14 protein-coding genes are annotated in these 19,410 nt (G+C 72.5%); 6 read left to right on the forward strand and 8 right to left on the reverse strand.

Annotated features, from left to right (window positions below; genetic code table 11):
* Positions 1–30 precede the first annotated feature (30 nt).
* The gene (locus ABT381_RS12825) at positions 31–849 is read left to right on the forward strand and encodes a phosphatase PAP2 family protein (protein ID WP_351592056.1); all 819 of its coding nucleotides are present in this window, start codon (positions 31–33) and stop codon (positions 847–849) included.
* A gap of 30 nt (positions 850–879) precedes the next feature.
* On the opposite strand, the gene ABT381_RS12830 is transcribed toward ABT381_RS12825, so the two are convergent.
* Both ABT381_RS12830 and ABT381_RS12835 read right to left on the reverse strand, forming a co-directional pair.
* Entirely contained in the window at positions 880–2,511 is a 1,632-nt protein-coding gene (locus ABT381_RS12830; RefSeq protein ID WP_351592059.1) for an amidohydrolase, read from the reverse strand.
* Between the two features lie 58 nt (positions 2,512–2,569).
* Positions 2,570–4,048, reverse strand: coding sequence for an APC family permease (locus ABT381_RS12835; RefSeq protein ID WP_351592062.1), 1,479 nt, complete (start codon positions 4,046–4,048; stop codon positions 2,570–2,572).
* A 162-nt stretch (positions 4,049–4,210) separates the two neighbouring features.
* On the opposite strand from ABT381_RS12835, the gene ABT381_RS12840 reads away from it, so the two are divergent.
* Entirely contained in the window at positions 4,211–4,894 is a 684-nt protein-coding gene (locus ABT381_RS12840; protein WP_351592065.1) for a TetR/AcrR family transcriptional regulator, read from the forward strand.
* Between the two features lie 6 nt (positions 4,895–4,900).
* On the opposite strand, the gene ABT381_RS12845 is transcribed toward ABT381_RS12840, so the two are convergent.
* Both ABT381_RS12845 and glnA2 read right to left on the reverse strand, forming a co-directional pair.
* The gene (locus ABT381_RS12845; protein WP_351592068.1) at positions 4,901–7,924 is read right to left on the reverse strand and encodes a bifunctional [glutamine synthetase] adenylyltransferase/[glutamine synthetase]-adenylyl-L-tyrosine phosphorylase; all 3,024 of its coding nucleotides are present in this window, start codon (positions 7,922–7,924) and stop codon (positions 4,901–4,903) included.
* 19 nt (positions 7,925–7,943) lie between these two features.
* Positions 7,944–9,305, reverse strand: coding sequence for a gamma-glutamylpolyamine synthetase GlnA2 (glnA2, locus tag ABT381_RS12850; protein WP_030256929.1), 1,362 nt, complete (start codon positions 9,303–9,305; stop codon positions 7,944–7,946).
* A gap of 317 nt (positions 9,306–9,622) precedes the next feature.
* On the opposite strand from glnA2, the gene ABT381_RS12855 reads away from it, so the two are divergent.
* From ABT381_RS12855 to ABT381_RS12865, 3 genes are all read left to right on the forward strand, one after another.
* Positions 9,623–10,696 (forward strand): trypsin-like serine peptidase, encoded by a 1,074-nt coding sequence (locus ABT381_RS12855; RefSeq protein WP_467754824.1) that lies wholly within the window; start codon positions 9,623–9,625, stop codon positions 10,694–10,696.
* A 121-nt stretch (positions 10,697–10,817) separates the two neighbouring features.
* Positions 10,818–12,569 (forward strand): NAD+ synthase, encoded by a 1,752-nt coding sequence (locus ABT381_RS12860; RefSeq protein WP_351592072.1) that lies wholly within the window; start codon positions 10,818–10,820, stop codon positions 12,567–12,569.
* Positions 12,570–12,639: 70 nt separating this feature from the next.
* Entirely contained in the window at positions 12,640–13,119 is a 480-nt protein-coding gene (locus tag ABT381_RS12865) for a nuclear transport factor 2 family protein (RefSeq protein WP_351592075.1), read from the forward strand.
* 109 nt (positions 13,120–13,228) lie between these two features.
* Here the strand turns inward: ABT381_RS12865 and ABT381_RS12870 are convergent, their stop codons facing one another.
* The 4 genes from ABT381_RS12870 to ABT381_RS12885 form a co-directional block, all read right to left on the reverse strand.
* The gene (locus tag ABT381_RS12870) at positions 13,229–14,437 is read right to left on the reverse strand and encodes an MFS transporter (protein WP_351592078.1); all 1,209 of its coding nucleotides are present in this window, start codon (positions 14,435–14,437) and stop codon (positions 13,229–13,231) included.
* A 232-nt stretch (positions 14,438–14,669) separates the two neighbouring features.
* A complete protein-coding gene (locus ABT381_RS12875) occupies positions 14,670–15,590 on the reverse strand; it encodes an endonuclease/exonuclease/phosphatase family protein (RefSeq protein WP_467754190.1) in 921 nt (306 codons plus the stop codon).
* Positions 15,591–15,893: 303 nt separating this feature from the next.
* The gene (locus ABT381_RS12880) at positions 15,894–16,580 is read right to left on the reverse strand and encodes a TetR/AcrR family transcriptional regulator (protein ID WP_467754053.1); all 687 of its coding nucleotides are present in this window, start codon (positions 16,578–16,580) and stop codon (positions 15,894–15,896) included.
* Between the two features lie 71 nt (positions 16,581–16,651).
* Positions 16,652–18,298 (reverse strand): MFS transporter, encoded by a 1,647-nt coding sequence (locus ABT381_RS12885; RefSeq protein ID WP_351592084.1) that lies wholly within the window; start codon positions 18,296–18,298, stop codon positions 16,652–16,654.
* Positions 18,299–18,470: 172 nt separating this feature from the next.
* Between ABT381_RS12885 and panB the strand changes: the two genes are divergently transcribed.
* Positions 18,471–19,340 (forward strand): 3-methyl-2-oxobutanoate hydroxymethyltransferase, encoded by an 870-nt coding sequence (panB, locus tag ABT381_RS12890; RefSeq protein ID WP_351592086.1) that lies wholly within the window; start codon positions 18,471–18,473, stop codon positions 19,338–19,340.
* Positions 19,341–19,410 lie beyond the last annotated feature (70 nt).

Consider the following 19,410-nt stretch of genomic DNA (forward strand, 5'->3'; position numbering starts at 1 on the left):
CTCACCCGATTTCTGGCAGACTGTCGGGCTATGGGTGATGCCAACGCGAGGATCCTGGACGGCCGGACGAGCGCAGCACCGACACCCCCTGCGCAGCGTTCCGGCCCGCCTCGCGGACGGGCGGCCGCCGCCCGGGTGCGCGGCGTCGCAAGACCTCGACTGTGGTTCGAGATCCTGCTGATCGCGGTCAGCTACTGGACGTACTCCCTGATCCGCAACGCCGTGCCGGAGCAGAAGACGCAGGCGCTGAGAAACGCCGACTGGGTCTGGCGGGCCGAGCACAGCATCGGCATCGCGGTCGAACACACCGTCAATCACGCGATGAACGCCGTGACCTGGCTGATCGTCGCGATGAACTACTACTACGCCACGCTGCACTTCATCGTCACCGTCGGCGTCCTGGTCTGGCTCTACCGCCGGCACCCCGGCCGCTACGCCGCCTCCCGGCTGGTCCTCTTCCTCACCACCGCGGTCGCCCTGCTCGGCTACTACTTCTTCCCCCTCGCGCCGCCCCGCCTGATGCCCGGCGGGCACTTCATCGACACGGTCATGGTGCACGACACCTGGGGCTCGATGGCCTCGGGGAACCTGGCGAGCATGTCCAACCAGTACGCGGCGATGCCCTCGATGCACATCGGCTGGTCCCTGTGGTGCGGCCTCACCCTCGCGCTGCTGGCGCGGCACACGTGGGTACGGGTGCTGGGCGCGCTGTATCCCGTGCTGACCCTGCTGGTGATCGTCTCCACCGCCAACCACTTCTGGCTGGACGCGGTGGGCGGCGTGCTCTGCCTGGCGTTGGCCTTCGCAGCCGCCCACCTCTGGTACAAATCAAGCCGGTCCGGCGTTTGAGGACAGCCCGGCGAAGCCGGGCTCAGCGCATCAGCCCACCGCGCGGTGCACGACAAACCCACCGGTCATGGTGAGCGCCACCGGTGCCTGCCCCACCTCGTCGGCCGGGGCCTCGACCGGGTCCACGCCGAGCGCGGTGAGATCCGCCCGGAACCCGGGTGCGACGCGCCCCCCGTACGACTCCTCGCCAACGGCGAGCGCCGCGTGCGAGGTCATGCCCTCCAGCGCCATCTCCCCCGTCAGCGCCTGCTCGACGGTGACCGGCGCGGTCTCCGGCGACCCGGCCGGGCGGCGCAGCCGGGCGGTCGCGAGCACGCCCCGCGGGTCGTAGTGCGCGATCGGCCAGTCGGAGCCGAGGACCAGTACGGCGCCCGCGTCCCGCAGGTCGCGGCAGCGCCAGGCGCGCGCGGCCCGCTCCTCGCCGACCCGCTTGGACCACTCGTCGGTGTGGTCGGCGCGGGTGTACGCGGTGTGGGTGGGCTGCATGGAGGCGGCCACCCCGAGCGCGGCGAACCGCGGCAGCTGCTCGCTCGGCACGGTCTCGATGTGCTCGATGCGGTGGAGCCCGCGCTGCGCCGGGTCGCCCAGCGCCTCGACCGTGTCCAGGACGTGCCGGACCGCCGCGTCTCCGATGGCGTGCGTGGCGGTCCGTACACCGGCCCGCGCGAGGTGGTGCACGGCGCGGGTGTACGCGGCGGGATCCGGCCAGAACGCCTCGGTGCCCTGGCCGTGGCAGTCGGCGTGTTCCAGCCAGGCCGTGCCGCCCTCGACCGTGCCGTCCATGAAGAACTTCACGCCGCCCACCTGCCAGTGCCGCCCGGCCCGCCGCTGAAGCGCGATCAGGTCGTCCAGGCCCGCCGTGTCCGTGCCCGGCATGCACCAGGGCGCTCTCCGCAGCCGCACCGGCAGTTCGCCGTCGGCCTCGATGCCGGTCAGCAGGTCCAGTACGTCCTGGCCCTCCAGGTCCATGACGTGCGCGCCGGTCAGGCCGGTCGCCGCCATCCCGCGCAGCACGGTGAGCAGCCGGGTGCTCCGCTCGGCGGCGCCGGGGCGGGGCACCACGGGCAGCATGAGGTCCATCGCGGCGTGCTCGACGAGGTACCCGGTGGGCCGTCCGTCCGGGTCGCACACGATCTCGGCGCGCTGCGCGAAGGCGCGCGGCCCGTCGATGCCGGCGGCGGCCAGCGCGGGGCCCGTGGCCAGCGCGGAGTGCCCGTCGTAGAGGCGGAGGAAGGCGGGCACGCCGCCGAGGGCCGGTTCGATCAGGTCGCGGTGGACGGGCCGGCCGCCGAAGGTGTTGTGGTCCAGGCCGTATCCCATGACCCACGCGCCGCGGCCGGCCGCGCGCGCCGCGCCGGCGAGCGCGTCCCGCAGCGCGTCCAGGTCCCGGCAGCCGGAGAGGTCGAGTCCGGTGGCCATCTCGCCGCCCCAGACGGGGTGGCTGTGGCCGTCGACCAGACCGGGGGTGAGGGTGGCCCCGGCCAGGTCGATCACCTCGGTGTCCGGGCCGCGCCAGTCCCGTACGTCGTGCTCCTCGCCGACGGCGGCGATCCGGCCGTCCTTGACGGCGACGGCGCCCGCCCAGGGCCGGGCGGGATCGAGGGTGCGGATGCGGGCGCCGGTCAGGACGGTGTCGGCGGCGGCGCTGCGGGGCTCGGACACTGCTTCGGATCTCCTTGCGAAACGGGTGCGGGGGGTTGTGGCGGTGCGGCCGTCGTGGTCAGTCGGCGGGCTCGGCGGCGAACTCCGCGTACACCGCGGGGCGGCTGCGGCGGAAGCGCACGGCGATCAGGACGCCGACGGCGAAGGCGGCGGGGACGGTGAGGACCAGGGCGGTGTTGGTCGCGAGGGGGGCCGCGGTCATCAGCCCGATCTTGGCGATGACCAGCCAGAGCGCGCCCGCCATCAGCACGGTGGCGGCGATCGGCGCGATGAGCGTGCGCCAGCGGCCCTCCTGGTGCCGGATGCCGCGGAAGAAGAACGGGATGGCGACCGCGGTGATCCCCTGGAGGGTCAACAGGCCCAGCATTCCAGGAGTGTTCATCCACAGCAGCAGCTGCTGGTACGGGTCGGCGCCGGCGAGCGCGAAGCCCGCGACGACCAGCAGCGCGAGGATGCTCTGCAGCACCCCGGCGACGTACGGGGAGCGGTGCTTGGGGTGCACCCTGCCGAGCGCCGGCGGCAGCACGCCCTCCTGGGCGAGCGCCAGCCCGTAACGGTTGATCGCGTTGTGGAAGGCCAGCTGCGAGGCGAGGATGCTGGTCACGATGAAGACGTGCATCAGGTCGGCGGCCCACGCCCCGACGTAGTGCGTGGTGGCGGTGAAGAAGAGCCCGGCCGGGTCGGCGGCGATCGCCTTCAGGACCTTCGTGCCGCCGTACGCCTGGATGACGACCCAGACGCTGAAGGCGTAGAAGAGGCCGAGGAAGCCGACGGCGAAGTAGGTGGCGCGCGGGATGGTGCGGCCGGGGTCGCGGGCCTCGCGGCGGTAGATGGCGGTGGACTCGAAGCCGGTGAAGGCGGCGAAGGCGAAGGCCAGTACCGCCCCGGTGCCGGGTACCAGGACGTTGCCGGGGGTGAAGGAGTCCAGCGCCAGGCCCTCGGCGCCGCCGTCCAGCAGCACCCCGCCGGCCAGCAGCACGAGGATGCCGGTCTCGGCGACCAGCAGGACACCGAGCACCTTGGCGCCGAAGTCGATGGAGCGGTAGCCCAGGTACCAGATGACGAAGACGCCGCCGAGCGCGATCGGCGGCCAGGGCACATGAATGCCCCACAGGGCTTCGAGCGCGTCCTGGGTGCCGGTGGCGAGCAGTCCGTACACGCCGATCTGCATGCCGTTGTACGCGAGCAGGGCCAGCGTGGCGGCGCCGAAGCCGGCCGGGCGGCCGAGGCCCCGGGTGATGAACGCGTAGAAGCCGCCGCCGTGCTTCACGTGCCGGGTCATGGCGGTGAAGCCGACCGCGAAGAGGGCGAGGGTGGCACCGGCGAGGAGGTAGCCGACGGGGGCGCCGATGCCGCCGATGCCGATGGCGAGCGGCGCGACGCCGGCCATGACGGTGAGCGGCGCGGCTGCGGAGACCACGAAGAAGGCGATGTCGGCGACGCCGAGGGTGCCCTTGCGGAGGGCGGGGGCGCTCTCGCCGGGTGGTGCTGTGTCGTGCTGTGGCGACCCGTCGCGGGTCCCGGACTCTACGGCCATGCGCTCTTGCCCTTCTGCTGCGGGAGAGGGGTGGGGCGGTCCGGCACGTACACAGGTGGAACGGCAGCATGACCGCGGGCGAAAACCTAAAGCCTTTCGGTTTTCGGCAATGTAGTCGCCGCCGTACGATTCGGGAAGACCTCACGGGCGGGAGATCAGAACATGGGGCGGCCGCGGAAGGCCCTGCTGGACCGGGAGCGCATCGGTGCCACGGCGCTCGAACTCGTCGATGAAAAAGGCGACTTCAGCGTGCCGGAGGTGGCCCGCAGGCTGGGTGTGCAGACCGCCTCGGTGTACCACCATGTGGACGGCCGGGCCGGCGTGATCGAACTATTGCGGGAGCGCGTCACCGACGCCATCGAACTGGACACGCTGAGCGGCGTGCCCTGGGACACCGCCCTGGAGCGCTGGGCGCGCTCCTACCGGGCCGCCTTCGCCGCCCACCCGCGGACGATCCCGATGCTCATGACCTCACCGGTGCGCGCCCCGCGGGTGCTCGCGCAGTACGAGTCCGTGGCCGGGCTGCTGCTGGCCGCGGGCTTCCCGCCGGCCCTCGTGCTGCCGGTCATCACGGGGCTGGACAACCTCGTCCTGGGCTCGGCGCTGGACATGTCGGCGCCGGACACGATGTGGGACGTCGAAGCAGGCACCGCCGTGCCCCGCCTGGCGGCGGCACAGGCCGCCACCGGCCCGGACCGCGCCGACCAGGCATTCGACCTGACCCTGGCGGGGTTCCTGGAGTACTGCAGAAACCTGCGCCCCGTCAGGGGCGCGGGGAACTGCGCGAGCAACCACAGCGGCGCCGCGGACGGGCGCGGCGAGAACGGGGCAGACGGGGCGTCGTAAAGGGACTCACCCTCCGTAGAACAGCTCCTCGACGACCCCCCGCGCCCGCCGCGTGATCCGCCGATAGTCGTCGAGCATCTCCCCCACGTGCCCCTCCTCGTACCCGAGGTAGCGGCCCACCGCGGCCAGCTCCCGGCCGTCGCCGGGGAAGGTGTCGCCCGGGCGGCCGCGCACCAGCATCACCGCGTTGCGCACGCGCGTCGCCAGCACCCACGCCTCGTCCAGCGTCCGCGCGTCCTCCGCGCCGATCAGCCCGGCGTCCCGCGCCGCGGCCAGCGCCGGGCGGGTCCGGGTCGTCCGCAGCGCCGGCTCTTCGTGGCCGTGCCGCAGCTGGAGCAGCTGTACCGTCCACTCCACGTCGCTGAGGCCGCCGCGCCCCAGCTTCGTGTGCATCGTCGGGTCGGCGCCGCGCGGCAGCCGCTCGGACTCCATCCGCGCCTTGAGCCGGCGGATCTCGCGTACCGCGTCCTCGCCCAGCCCCGCGCGCGGATACCGCAGCGGGTCCACCAGCTCGGTGAACCGCCGCCCGACCTCCGCGTCGCCCGCGACCGGCTCGGCGCGCAGCAGCGCCTGGGACTCCCAGGTCAGCGCCCAGCGGCGGTAGTACGCGGCGTAGGAGGCGAGCGACCGGACCAGCGGGCCGGTCTTGCCCTCGGGGCGCAGGTCCGCGTCGATCACCAGCGGCGGGTCGGAGGAGGGCAGCTGAAGCAGCCGGCGCATCTCGTTGGCCACCCCGAACGCGGCCTTGGCGGCCTCCTGCTCGTCGGCCCCCTCGCGCGGCTCGTGCACGAACAGCACGTCCGCGTCCGAGCCGTAGTTCAGCTCGTGGCCGCCGAAGCGGCCCATGCCGATCACCGCGAAGCGGGTCGGCAGCGTGTCGCCCCACCGCTCGCGCACCGCGGCCCGCAGCGCGCCCGCGACCGTCGCGGCGTTCAGGTCGGTCAGCGCCGAGCCGACCGCGTCCACGGCCTGCCCGTGGTCCTCCTCGGCGGGACTGGCCTCCGTGCCGTACGCGCCGATCAGGTCGGCGGCCGCGGTGCGGAACAGCTCGCGGCGGCGCACCCCGCGGGCCGCCGCCACCGCCTGCTCCGCGCCGTCCGCGCGGCCGACCGCGGCCAGCACCTCCTGCTCCAGCGCGGCACGGGCGCGCGGCTTGAGGCCGTCCGGCGCGCCGAGCAGCGCGACCGCCTCGGGGGCACGCAGCAGCAGGTCGGGGGCGAGCCGGCCGGCCGACAGCACCCGGGCGAGGTTCTCGGCGGCCGCGCCCTCGTCGCGCAGCAGCCGGAGGTACCAGGGCGTCTTGCCGAGCGCGTCGGAGACCTTGCGGAAACCCAGCAGCCCGGCGTCCGGGTCGGCGGAGTCGGCGAACCAGCCCAGCAGCACCGGCATCAGGGTGCGCTGGATGGCGGCCTTGCGGGAGACGCCGGAGGCCAGCGCCTCCAGGTGGCGCAGCGCGCCCACCGGGTCCTCGTAGCCGAGCGCTTCCAGACGCTGCCCGGCGGCCTTCGCGGAGAGCCGGATCTCGCCCGGCTCCAGGACGGCGACGGCGTCCAGCAGCGGGCGGTAGAACAGCTTCTCGTGCAGCCGGCGCACCTCGCGCGCGTGCCACTTCCACTCCTTGCGGAGGGTGTCGACCGGCTCGGTGCGCATGCCGAGCGAGCGGGCGAGCCGGCGCAGGTCGTGCTCGTCCTCGGGCATCAGGTGCGTGCGGCGCAGCTTGTACAGCTGGATGCGGTGTTCCAGCGTGCGCAGGAAGCGGTACGCGGCGTCCAGCGCGGTGGCGTCCTGGCGGCCGACGTACCCGCCGGCGGCGAGCGCCTTCAGCGCGTCCAGGGTGGTGGCGCTGCGCAGCGTGGCGTCGCTGCGGCCGTGCACCAACTGCAGGAGCTGCACGGCGAATTCGACGTCCCGCAGGCCGCCCGGGCCGAGCTTGAGCTCGCGGTCGACCTGCCCGGCGGGGATGTTGGCGACGACCCGGCGGCGCATCTGGCGGACGTCGACGATGAAGTTCTCGCGCTCGGCGGCCTGCCAGACCAGCGGGGTGACGGCGTCGACGTACTCCTGCCCGAGGACGGGGTCGCCGGCCACCGTGCGGGCCTTCAGCAGCGCCTGGAACTCCCAGGTCTTGGCCCAGCGTTGGTAGTACGCGAGGTGACTGCTCAGGCTCCGGACGAGCGGGCCGTTGCGGCCCTCGGGGCGGAGGTTGGCGTCGACGGGCCAGATCGTGCCCTCGGGCGTGACGTCGGAGCAGACCCGCATCATGCGGGCGGCGAGCCGGGTCGCGGCCTGCAGCGCCGGGGCCTCCTCGACGCCGTCCTTGGGCTCGGCGACGAAGATGACGTCCACGTCGGAGACGTAGTTCAGCTCGTGGCCGCCGCACTTGCCCATGCCGATGACGGCGAGCCGGCTGACGGCCGCGTCCCCCGGCTGCTCCTCGGAGGCGATCTCCAGCGCGGCCCGCAGCGTGGCGGTGGCCAGGTCCGCCAGCTCCGCCGCGGTCTGCGCCACGTCGATCGTGCCGCACACGTCACGCGCCGCGATGCCCAGCAGCGCGCGCCGGTACGCGGCCCGCAGCGCGTCCTCCCGGGACAGCCCGGCGCCCCGCTCGCCCCAGACGCCCTCGGCGAGCGCCTGCTCGAACTCCGGGGTGGTGGGGTGCAGGTCGGCCGACTCGTAGGTGGCCAGCGACTCCCAGTCCCTGGGGTGCCGCACGAGGTGGTCGCCGAGCGCCTCCGAGGCCCCCAGCACGCCCAGCAGCCGGTCCCGCAGCGGCTTGGCGGTGACCAGCGTGGACAGCAGCCGCTGCTGGTCCTCCTCCGGCTGCGCCTCGGCCAGCCGGACCAGGCTCACGAGTGCCTGGTCCGGGTCGGCGGTGGCCCCGAGCGCTTCGAGGAGCACCGAGTCGGACCGTACGGAGGACAGTGCGGGGGCGTCCAGCAGCCGCCCGGCCGCCTGCGGATCGGTGAATCCGTACCGCAGCAGCCGGGTGAACGTGCTGCTCCGCCGTCCCTGCGGAGCGGGAAGTGCCATCGGGCGGGGGCCTCTCGGGTCAGAGCACAGGCAGCATCTTGCGCAGCTCGAAGGCGGTGACCTCCGACCTGTACTCCTCCCACTCCTGCTTCTTGTTGCGGAGGAAGAAGTCGAAGACGTGCTCGCCCAGGGTCTCCGCGAGCAGTTCGCTGCGCTCCATGAGGGAGATGGCCTCGCCGAGGTTCTGCGGCAGCGGCTCGATGCCCATCGCGCGCCGCTCGGCATCCGACAGGGCCCACACGTCGTCGTCGGCGCCGGCGGGGAGTTCGTACCCCTCCTCGATGCCCTTGAGCCCGGCGGCCAGCAGCACCGCGTACGTCAGGTACGGGTTGGCGCCGGAGTCGATGGAGCGCACCTCGACCCGCGTCGAGCCCATCTTGCCGGGCTTGTACATGGGGACCCGGATCAGCGCGGAGCGGTTGTTGTGGCCCCAGCAGATGTACGAGGGGGCCTCGCCGCCGGCGCCCGCCGGGCGGTTGGCGCCGCCCCAGATCCGCTTGTAGGAATTCACCCACTGGTTGGTGATCGCGGAGGTCTCCGCCGCGTGCCGCAGCAGGCCCGCGATGAAGGACCGGCCGACCTTGGAGAGCTGGTACTCGGCGCCCGACTCGTGGAAGGCGTTGCGGTCGCCCTCGAAGAGCGAGAGGTGGGTGTGCATGCCGGAGCCGGGGAACTCCGAGAACGGCTTCGGCATGAAGGTCGCCTGCACGCCCTGCTCCAGCGCGACCTGCTTCATGACCAGGCGGAAGGTCATGATGTTGTCGGCGGTCGAGAGCGCGTCGGCGTAGCGCAGGTCGATCTCCTGCTGCCCCGGCGCACCCTCGTGGTGGCTGAACTCCACCGAGATGCCCATGGACTCCAGCATCGTGATCGCCTGGCGCCGGAAGTCCATGCCGACGTTCTGCGGGGTGTGGTCGAAGTAGCCGGAGGAGTCGGCGGGGGTGGGCCGGCCGCCGTCCACCGGCTTGTCCTTCAGCAGGAAGAACTCGATCTCGGGGTGGGTGTAGAAGGTGAACCCGAGGTCGGAGGTCTTGGCCAGAATGCGCTTGAGGACGTAGCGCGGGTCGGCGTAGGACGGGGAGCCGTCCGGCATGAGGATGTCGCAGAACATCCGGGCGGTGCCGGGGGCCTCGGCGCGCCACGGCAGGATCTGGAAGGTGCCGGGGTCGGGCTTGGCGATCATGTCGGACTCGTAGACCCGCGCGAAGCCCTCGATCGCCGAGCCGTCGAAGCCGATGCCCTCGTCGAAGGCCTGCTCCAGCTCGGCGGGGGCCACCGCAACGGACTTCAGGAAGCCGAGCACATCGGTGAACCACAGCCGTACGAAGCGGATGTCGCGCTCCTCCAGCGTGCGGAGCACGAACTCCTGCTGCTTGTCCATGTTCACCAATCCTTGCAGGTCGAACGGCCTGTCCACGCCCATCGCCCTGAGCGGGGCGCGGCACGCCAGTATCGCGTGCGGGGGTTACCGTCACATTACGTTGTCGCGGCCCCTTCGGGCAGGCCCGGGGGCCGTACGGGGTTTCGCGTTCCCCGGCGGTTCCGGCCAAACCCTTGACGCGCCCCTGACAGCGGTGTCCGGGCGGTGGGACGCTGCCTCTGCACATCGCTGTACATCCGCTCCGCTCCGGGCCGCCGGCCGGCGGTCCGTACGTCGTGGTCCGCGCACCCGCGGGACCATCGCATCAGGGGGTACGCGTGAGACACACCGTCCAGGGCACCGGCACCGGCACCGGCCGGCGCCACCGCTCCCGCACGTCCGGCGCCGCGATATCCGGCCGGGCGTCCGCCCGGATCACCGCCGCGGCGCTGCTCGCCGCCGGCACCCTCTGCGCCACGGCGCTGCAGGCCCCCGCGGCCGGCGCCGCCGAACCGCCCGGCACCTCCGCCGCGCAGAACGCGAAGAAAGCGGCCGCCTTCTGGACGGCGGACCGTATGCGCGCGGCGAAGCCGCTCGATCTGCTGTCCGGCGCCCGGAAGAAGCTCACCGCCGCGGCCGCCCGCGCGGCGTCCGGCCCGCCCGCGCACGCCGTGCCGCGCGGCAAGAAGGCGGCCGTGCCCCCGTCCCTGCCATTACCCGCCGTGACGTCCTTCCCGCAGGCCGGCGGCCCGTGGACCGGCGGCGGCAAGGTCACCAGTACCACCGGCCGGGTCTTCTTCACGTACAAGGGCCGCCAGGCGTCCTGCTCCGGTGACGCGGTGAACAGCAAGAACGGCAGTACGGTCCTCACCGCGGGGCACTGCGTGAAGCTGGAGGGCGCCTGGCACACCAACTGGGTCTTCGTGCCCGGCTACAAGGACGGCCAGGCACCGCACGGCAAGTGGGCCGCGACCAAGACCCTCTCCACCCCGCAGTGGACCGCGAGCGAGGACATCAATTACGACGTCGGCGCCGCGGTCGTCGCCCCCGTGGACGGCAAGCGCCTCACCGACGAGGTCGGCGGCCAGGGCGTCGCCTTCAACACCGGCTACCTCAAGAAGATGTACGCGTTCGGCTACCCGGCCGCGGCCCCCTACGACGGCAGCAAGCTCATCTACTGCAGCGGCACCACCATCAAGGACCCGACCTTCTCCAAGGACCACGGGCTGGCCTGCAACATGACCGGCGGCTCCAGCGGCGGGCCGTGGTTCACCCAGTTCGACGAGGCCACCGGCACCGGGCTGCAGTCCTCGGTGAACAGCTTCGGCTACACCTTCCTGCCCAACACGATGTTCGGTCCGTACTTCGGCGACGACGCGAAGGAGCTGTACAACCGGGCGCAGGGGAGCTGAGCCCTCCGCAGCGGCGGGGCGGGCCCCGAAACCGGCGGCACAGACCCGGGACCCGCCCCGGCAACACCCCCGGAACACGACCGCCCCACATAACGTCAGTACGACGATTACACTCGGCCGCGTGCCTCAACTTCGCCTCGCTCTGCATCAGACCGATTTCTGTGTGGGCGACATCGCCCGGAACGCCGAGACGATCGTGCGCCGTACCCGGGAGGCAGCCGGGCAGGGCGCGCATCTGGCGGCGTTCCCCGAGATGGCGCTGACCGGCTACCCCGTCGAGGACCTCGCGCTGCGGCCCTCCTTCGTCGAGGCGAGCCGTAGCGCGCTGCGCGCCCTGGCCGCCCGGCTGGCCGACGAGGGCCTCGGCGAGACCGCCGTCGTCACCGGCTATCTGGACCGCTGCGACCGGGCCCAGCCGCTGTACGGGCGGCCCGCCGGTGCCCCGCAGAACGCCGCGGCCGTGCTGCACCGCGGCCGGGTCGCGCTCACCTTCGCCAAGCACCACCTGCCCAACTACGGCGTCTTCGACGAGTACCGCTACTTCGTGCCCGGCGACACGCTCCCCGTCGTCCGGCTGCACGGCGTCGACATCGCCCTCGCCATCTGCGAGGACCTGTGGCAGGACGGCGGCCGGGTGCCCGCGGCCCGTACCGCCGGTGCCGGGCTGCTGCTGTCCATCAACGCCTCCCCGTACGAGCGGGACAAGGACGACACCCGGCTGGAGCTGGTGCGCAAGCGCGCCCAGGAGGCCGGCTGTACGACGGCGTATCTGGCGATGACCGGCGGCCAGGACGACCTGGTCTTCGACGGCGACTCGATCGTGGTGGACGCGGCGGGCGAGGTGCTCACCCGCGCCCCGCAGTTCACCGAGCGGTGCCTCCTCCTCGATCTGGAGCTGCCGGCCGCGGCGCCCGAGCCGCCGTCCGGCACCGTCGACGACGGCCTGCGCGTCGACCACGTCACCCTCTCCGACAGCCCGCTCCCGGCCTACGACCCGCTGCCGCTGCCCGCCGAGGCGCCCCGGCTGGACGCCTCCGAGGAGATCTACGGCGCGCTGGTGATGGGCCTGCGGGCGTACATCACCAAGAACAATTTCAGCAGCGTGGTGATCGGCCTCTCCGGGGGCATCGACTCGGCGCTGGTCGCGGCGCTCGCCGTGGACGCGCTCGGCCCGGAGCACGTGCACGGCGTCTCCATGCCGTCCCGGTACTCCTCCGGGCACTCCAAGGACGACGCCGCCGAACTGGCCCACCGCACCGGACTGCACTACCGCACGGTCCCCATCGGGCCGATGTTCGACGCGTACATGGGAGCCCTCCCGCTCACGGGGCTGGCCGAGGAGAACCTCCAGTCCCGCATCCGCGGCACGACGCTGATGGCGATCTCCAACCAGGAGGGCCACCTGGTCCTCGCCCCCGGCAACAAGTCCGAGCTGGCGTGCGGCTATTCCACGCTCTACGGCGACTCCGTGGGCGCGTTCGGCCCGATCAAGGACGTCTACAAGACGGTCGTCTTCCAGCTCGCGAACTGGCGCAACCGGGCGGCCGTCGCCCGCGGCGAGACCCCGCCCATCCCGGAGAACTCGATCACCAAGCCGCCCAGCGCGGAGCTGCGCCCGGGCCAGGTCGACACCGACTCCCTCCCCGACTACCCCACCCTCGACGCCATCCTGGACCTCTACGTCGACCGCGATCTCGGCCACGCGGAGATCATCGCGCGCGGCTTCGACCCGGAGCTGGTCACGCGCGTCCTCCGGCTCGTCGACACCGCCGAGTACAAGCGCCGCCAGTACCCGCCGGGCACCAAGATCTCCGCAAAGGGCTTCGGCAAGGACCGCCGCCTCCCGACCACCAACCGGTGGCGGGAGGGGTGAGCGCCGCTGCTTGAGCCCTCCTGGTACCGGCGCTTGACCTCAAGTGCGCTTGAGGCAGCAGGCTCGGGTCATGACCACATCACAGGACCACGCCGAGATCTCCCTGCTCGTCAGCCGCTTCTTCCGCGCCCTGGACGAGCGCAAGTTCGACGCGGGGTGGGCCCGCTCCTACGTCACGGACGACGTCCGTACGGTGACGCCCATCGGTACGGCCGAGGGCGCCGACGTGGTGCGACACACCGAGGAGGCGATCGGGCGGTTCGCGCGCACCCAGCACGTCTCCGCCGATGTCCTCGTCGACGCCGACGCCGCGTCGGAGGAGGCCACCGCGTCCTGGAACGCGCTGATGACCCACGTGCACCACCCCGCCACCCTGGAGCGGCGCGGCCCTGGGGCCGACCCCCTGTTCACGGTCGGCGGCCGCTGGGAGGCCCGCCTGCGCCGCACGGCGGATGGCTGGCGGATCTCCCGGATGGCCGTCGAGGCGATCTGGACCACGGGGCAGCCCCCGGTCCTCCCCGAGGGCGTGGAGCCGGTACTGCCCCGATGACCCGGCACGGTCATCCGGCCGCCGGAAGCGGGACGCGCCGCGGAAACGGGAACGGCCGGCGGGACGCCACGGGGGCGCCCCGCCGGCCGGGCCGTCGGAACCGCGGTGCTCAGCCGAGCCGGGCAGGTTCGTGGCGGGCCTTGTCGTCGCTGGTGGCGATGATGCGGGAGCGGCCGGGGTCGCGGTCCATGACACCGGCCGTCACCGCGATGGCGAGGCCGACGACCGCGAGGACCGCGCCGACGAGGGTCGGGGAGGTCCAGCCCCAGTGCGCGGCGATCGCGACGCCGCCGAGCCAGGCACCGCCCGCGTTCGCGAGGTTGAACGCGGAGTGGTTGGAGGCGGAGGCGAGCGTCGGGGCGTGCTCGGCCTTGCGCATGACCAGCATCTGCAGGGGCGTGGTGGTCATGAAGCCGACCGCGCCCAGGACGACGACGGTGACCAGGGCCGCCCACTTCACATGCACGGTGAAGTCGAAGACGACGAGCGTGACGGCCAGCGCGCCGAGCGAGCCGTACAGGGTCGGGCGCAGCGCCCGGTCGGTCAGCGGGCCCGCGGCGAGCGCGCCGAGGGTCATGCCGATGCCGAAGAGGGCGAGCACCACCGGGACGGTCGACTCGGTGAAGCCGGTGACCTTGGTCATCATCGACGCGAGGTAGCTGTAGACGGCGAAGACGCCCGCGAAGCCGAAGACCGCGGTGAGCAGGCCGAGCAGTACCTGGCGGTTGCCCAGCGCCCGGATCTCCTGCCTCACGCCGTTCTGCTCGTCGCGCGGCACGTACGGGACGAGCTTGGCCAGCGAGGCCATGGCGACCAGCCCGATGGCGGCGACGACCAGGAAGGTCGCGCGCCAGCCGAGGTGCTGGCCGAGCAGGGTCGCGGCGGGCACGCCGACGATGTTGGCGATGGTCAGGCCGAGGAACATCGTGGCGACCGCGCGGGCCTGCCGGCCTTCCTTGACCAGCCGGGCGGCGACGACCGCCCCGACACCGAAGAACGCGCCGTGCGGCAGACCGGCCAGCAGCCGGCCCGCGATGAGCATGCCGAAGTTCGGGGCGAGCGCGGACGCGAGGTTGCCGGCCGTGAAGACCGCCATCATCAGCAGCAGCATCCGCTTGCGGGGGATGCGCGAGCCGAGCGCGGTCAGCAGCGGGGCGCCGATGACGACGCCGAGGGCGTAGGCGGAGACGAGGTAGCCGGCGGTGGGCACGCTGGTGCCCAGGTCGTTCGCGACGTTGGGCAGCAGGCCCATCATCACGAACTCAGTGGTGCCGATACCGAAGGCCGAGATCGCGAGCGCGAGCAGAGCCAAGGGCATGAGTGACCTTTCAGGATCAAAGGGGCGCGCCCGTAGTGGCGCGCGGAGACAGGGACAGCCTTAAGTTCTCTACGGGAACAAAGTCTCTCAGGAAATTCATTCCGCCGCGCGAACGGGACGTTACGGGCGGAAGTCCTGGGCCCGATGAGGGGAAAATGAGGGAAACGCGGCGGGGCGGGGCCACCTTCCGTGACCCCGCCCCGCCGCCGTACGGCCCCTGCGTCCTCCTCGCTCAGACCTTGAAGGACGCCGCCAGTGGGAGATGGTCGCTGCCGGTGGACGACAGCGTCCACGCGGTGGTCGGGTCCACGCCCTTGACCATGATCTGGTCGATCCGGGCCATCGGGAACGCGGCCGGCCAGCTGAAGCCGAACCCGTCACCGGCCGCGCCCTGCGCCGACCGCAGCTGCGAGGTGACCGGCGCCAGCGACCGGTCGTTCATCGTGCCGTTCAGATCGCCCAGCAGCACGACCTTGGACAGCGGCTCGTCCGCGATGGCCTCGCCCAGCGCCTCGGCGCTGTTGTCCCGCTGGTTCGCGGTGAACCCGGCCTTGACCTTCACCCGTACCGAGGGCAGGTGCGCCGCGTAGACCGCGACCCGCTGCCCGTCGGGGGCGGTCACCGTGGCGCGCAGCGCCCGCGTCCAGCCCATCTTGATGTCCACCGGGCGGGCGTCGGAGAGGGGGTACTTGCTCCACACGCCGACCGTGCCCTCGATCGTGCGGTACGGATACTGCTTCGCCAGCGCCGCGCGGTACGCGGGCAGCGCCTTGGCGGTCAGCTCCTCCAGCGCGATCACGTCGGCCCCGGAGGCCGCGACCTTCCGGGCGGTGCCGGCCGGGTCGGGATTGGCCGCGTCGACGTTGTGCGTGGCGACCGTCAGATTGCCGGTGGCGCCGGACTTGTCGGTGAGCTGGCCGCCGAAGAGGTTGGCCCAGACGACCGCCGGCAGCACGAGCGCGATCAGCGCGGTCGCCGAGCGGCGCAGCAGCGCGGCGACGAGCAGCAGCGGGATGCCGAGGCCCACCCACGGCAGGAACGTCTCCAGCAGGCTGCCGAGATTGCCGATGGAGTTCGGCACGTCGGCGTGCAGCACCATCAGCAGGCCCAGCGCCACGGCCAGTACGGCGAGCAGGAGGCCGCGCCGCCACATGCCCTCGCGCTGCCACCACCCGGTCAGGCGGCCCGTCCGGCGGCCGGTCCCGTCGGGGCCCGCGCCCCGCCCCGCCTCCGACATGTACGCCTGCGTCATCCCGATGCCCTCACTGCCGTGCTCGTGCGCCCCGCCTGGCCCCCGACCCTAGGGCCTTGACCATAGGCGATGCTCAGCCTGTGCTGTCCCCTCAGGGGACGAAGCGCGGATGGCCAGGGTTCCGCCGGCGCCCGCGCCGACAGGTGCTGTGACAGAACGGGCATGAACCGCTCATCGAGCGGTCGGATTCGGGCGGCGGGAAGATCATTCTGCCCGCCACCCCGAACGGCCCGCAACGTCGGGTGTACGCGGCCGGACGCCGTCCAGGACCGTGTCGACGATCTGCTCGGCGAGGCCCTCGGGCAGTTCCTGCCACTCGTGCAGCAGCGCCCGGGAGAGCATCGGCGCCACGAAGAGGTCGGCCAGGACGTCGACGTCGCAGTCGGCGCGTATCTCGCCGCCCGCGATGCCGCGCCGCAGGACGGCCAGCAGCGCGTCGCGGCGCGCCCGCACGACCGTGTCGTGGTACTCGCGCCAGAGCTCGGGCTGCGCCTTGACCTGGGTGATCACCGTCCGCAGCAGGGCGGAGTTGCGCTTGGCCAGGCCGCGCCGGCGCAGGAACTCCAGCAGCAGTACCAGGTCGTCGCGGACCGACTCCCCGGGCAGCTCGGGATTCTCCTCCTCCAGCGAGCGCATCACGTCGAGCATCAGCCCGGCCTTGCCGGACCAGCGCCGGTACACCGTGGCCTTGCCCACGCCCGCCTCCTTGGCGATGCGCTCCATCGACAGGTCGGCGAGCGGGACGTCGCGCTCCAGCAGGTCCAGCACGCTCTCGATGATCGTGGACTCCAGCGCTTCGTTGCGCGGCCGCCCGGGCCTGCGGGTGGCCGCCGCTGCACAGGGGGGCTCGCCCCCGCCGGCCGCCGTCCCGTTCCGTTTTCCGCTGGTCACGCGCCGGCCCGCCTCTCGTTCCGTACTGCCAGGAGTGCCGTCAGGAGTGCCGTCAGGAGTGCCGTCGGCCGCTACGGCTTCCCCGCGGGAGAAGTCTCTCGCGACGTCTCCCGGCCCTGGCCGGCAGCCCGGTCGGCCGCCTTCCCGGGCAGGAAGAACCCGACGACCAGCGCGCCGACGACGGCGACCGTGGCGGAGCCGAGCGCGGTGACGTGCATGGCGTGCACGAACGCGTCGTTGGCGGCGGCGGCCAGCTGCCGGCCCGCGGGCCCCAGCTTCTCCGCGACGCCGAGCGTGGCCTCGATGGACTCGCCCGCCGCGTGCCGCGCGCCCGCCGGCAGGCCCGGTACGGAGTCCAGCGTGCCCTGGATGCCGTCGCGGTAGCTCGCGGACAGCAGCGAGCCCAGCACGGCGACCCCGAGCGTGCCGCCGACCTGCCGGAACGTGTTGTTCAGCGCCGAGCCGGAGCCGGCCTTCTCGCGCGGCAGGGACTGCATGATCGAGACCGTGACCGGCGGCATGATGTGCGCCATGCCCGTGCCCTGGAGGAAGAAGAGCACCTCCAGCACGAAGATCGGGGTGTCGGTGTCCATGAGGAGGAAGCCGGACATCGTGACGGCGACCAGCAGCATGCCGACCGTGCAGACGGCCTTCGCTCCGAAGCGGTCGACGACGTGCCGGGCCCGCGGCGCGAAGATCATCTGGGCGGCGGCCAGCGGCAGGATCAGCAGGCCGGCCTGGAGCGGGGTGTAGCCGCGCACGCTCTGGATGTAGAACACCATGAAGAACGTGACGCCCATCAGCGCGAAGAAGACCAGCGCGATCGCGGCGACGGCGGCGGAGAAGGCGGGCTTGCGGAAGTAACTGATGTCGATCGAGGGATGATCGATGCGCTTCTCGTACAGGACGAAGCCGGCCAGTACGAGCAGCCCGGCGAGGACCGTACCGAGCACCTGCGGGTCGGTGAAGTCGGCGAGCTGGCCGCCCTTGATGATGCCGTACACCAGGAGCACGAGGCCGACGACGGACAGCAGCACGCCCACCGGGTCCAGCCTGCCGGGCCGGGGATCCCTGCTGTCCGGTACCAGGAGCACCATCGCGGCCAGCGCGATCAGCACGATCGGCACGTTGACCAGGAAGACCGAGCCCCACCAGAAGTGGGCCAGGAGCAGCCCGCCGGCGATCGGGCCGATCGCGATGGCCAGGCCGACGCCGCCGGCCCAGATGCCGATGGCCTTCGGCTGCTCGTCGCGCTCGAAGACGTTCATGAGGATGGCGAGGGTGGCCGGCATGACCAGCGCGCCGCCCAGGCCCATCACGGCGCGGAAGGCGATGAGCTGGCCGGGCGAGCCGGAGATCGCGGCCAGTACGGAACCGAGGCCGAAGACCACCAGGCCGGTCAACAGGACCTTCTTGCGGCCCAGCCGGTCGCCGAGCAGACCGGCGGTGAACAGCAGGCCCGCGAAGACCAGCGTGTAGGAGTTGATCGCCCACTCCAGCTGGCTCTGACTGGCGCCGAGGCCGGTCGGGGCCGGGGTGGCGATCGTCTTCATCGCCACGTTCAGGATCGAGTTGTCCAGCACGACGATCAGCAGGCTGAGCATCAGCACGGCGAGGATCGCCCACCGGCGGCGGTGGACGGCCTCGGAGACGTGCCGCGCGCCGGCCGGCGCGGCGCCTATGCCCGCACCGGGCGAAGAATCGGATGAACGTGCCATACGAACCAGCGTACGCCCTTTTCGATACGGCACCGTTCCGTATCGTTGATTGTACTGAGCACGCATCACGGCCCGGCCCTCTTCCGTCGCCGCGCGCGGGCGTGTCAGCATGGGTGGTGAGTCCGGGGACGCCGTCAGGGCGCCTCGAGATGATGAACAAGGAGCCGTCGTCATGACGCAGCTTTCGCCTGCGCAGAGTCCTGCGAAAAGTACCGAAAAGTCCTTGTACGGCGGCACGGGATCCCGCCGTGTCACCGTCCGCGACATCGCCTCCGCCAAGGCCCGCGGCGACAAGTGGCCCATGCTCACCGCGTACGACGCGATGACCGCGTCCGTCTTCGACGAGGCGGGCATCCCCGTCCTGCTCGTCGGCGACTCCATGGGCAACTGCCACCTGGGGTACGAGTCGACCGTCCCGGTCACCATGGACGAGATGACGCTGCTGTCCGCCGCCGTCGTACGCGGCACGAAGCGCGCCCTCGTCGTCGCCGACCTGCCCTTCGGCACGTACCAGGAAGGCCCCGTCCAGGCGCTCCGCAACGCCACCCGGCTGGTCAAGGAGGCCGGCGTGGGCGCGGTGAAGCTGGAGGGCGGCGAGCGCTCGGCGGAGCAGATCAAGCTGCTGGTCGACGCCGGCATCCCGGTCATGGCCCACATCGGGCTGACCCCGCAGTCCGTCAACGCCTTCGGCGGCTACCCCGTGCAGGGCCGCGGCGAGGAGGCGGCCCAGCAGCTGCTGCGGGACGCCAAGGCGGTGCAGGACGCGGGCGCGTTCTCCGTGGTCCTGGAGGCGGTACCGGCCGAGCTGGCCGCCGAGGTCACCCGCTCGCTGCACATCCCCACCGTCGGCATCGGCGCGGGCCTGGAGTGCGACGCGCAGGTCCTGGTCTGGACGGACATGGCAGGGCTCACCAAGGGCCGGGTGCCGCGCTTCGTGAAGCAGTACGCGCAGCTGCGCGAGGCGCTGGGCGGCGCGGCGCAGGCGTTCGCCGAGGAGGTCGTGGGCGGCACGTTCCCGGCGGAGGAGCACACCTTCCACTGAGGATCCCCGCGAGGCGCTGCCGGTGGTCCGGCAGCGCCTCGCGCATGTCCGGCGGCGATCCGCGCCGGCG

The sequence above is a fragment of the Streptomyces sp. NPDC000151 genome, from assembly GCF_040301705.1.
In the GTDB taxonomy this organism is placed as follows: Bacteria; Actinomycetota; Actinomycetes; order Streptomycetales; family Streptomycetaceae; genus Streptomyces.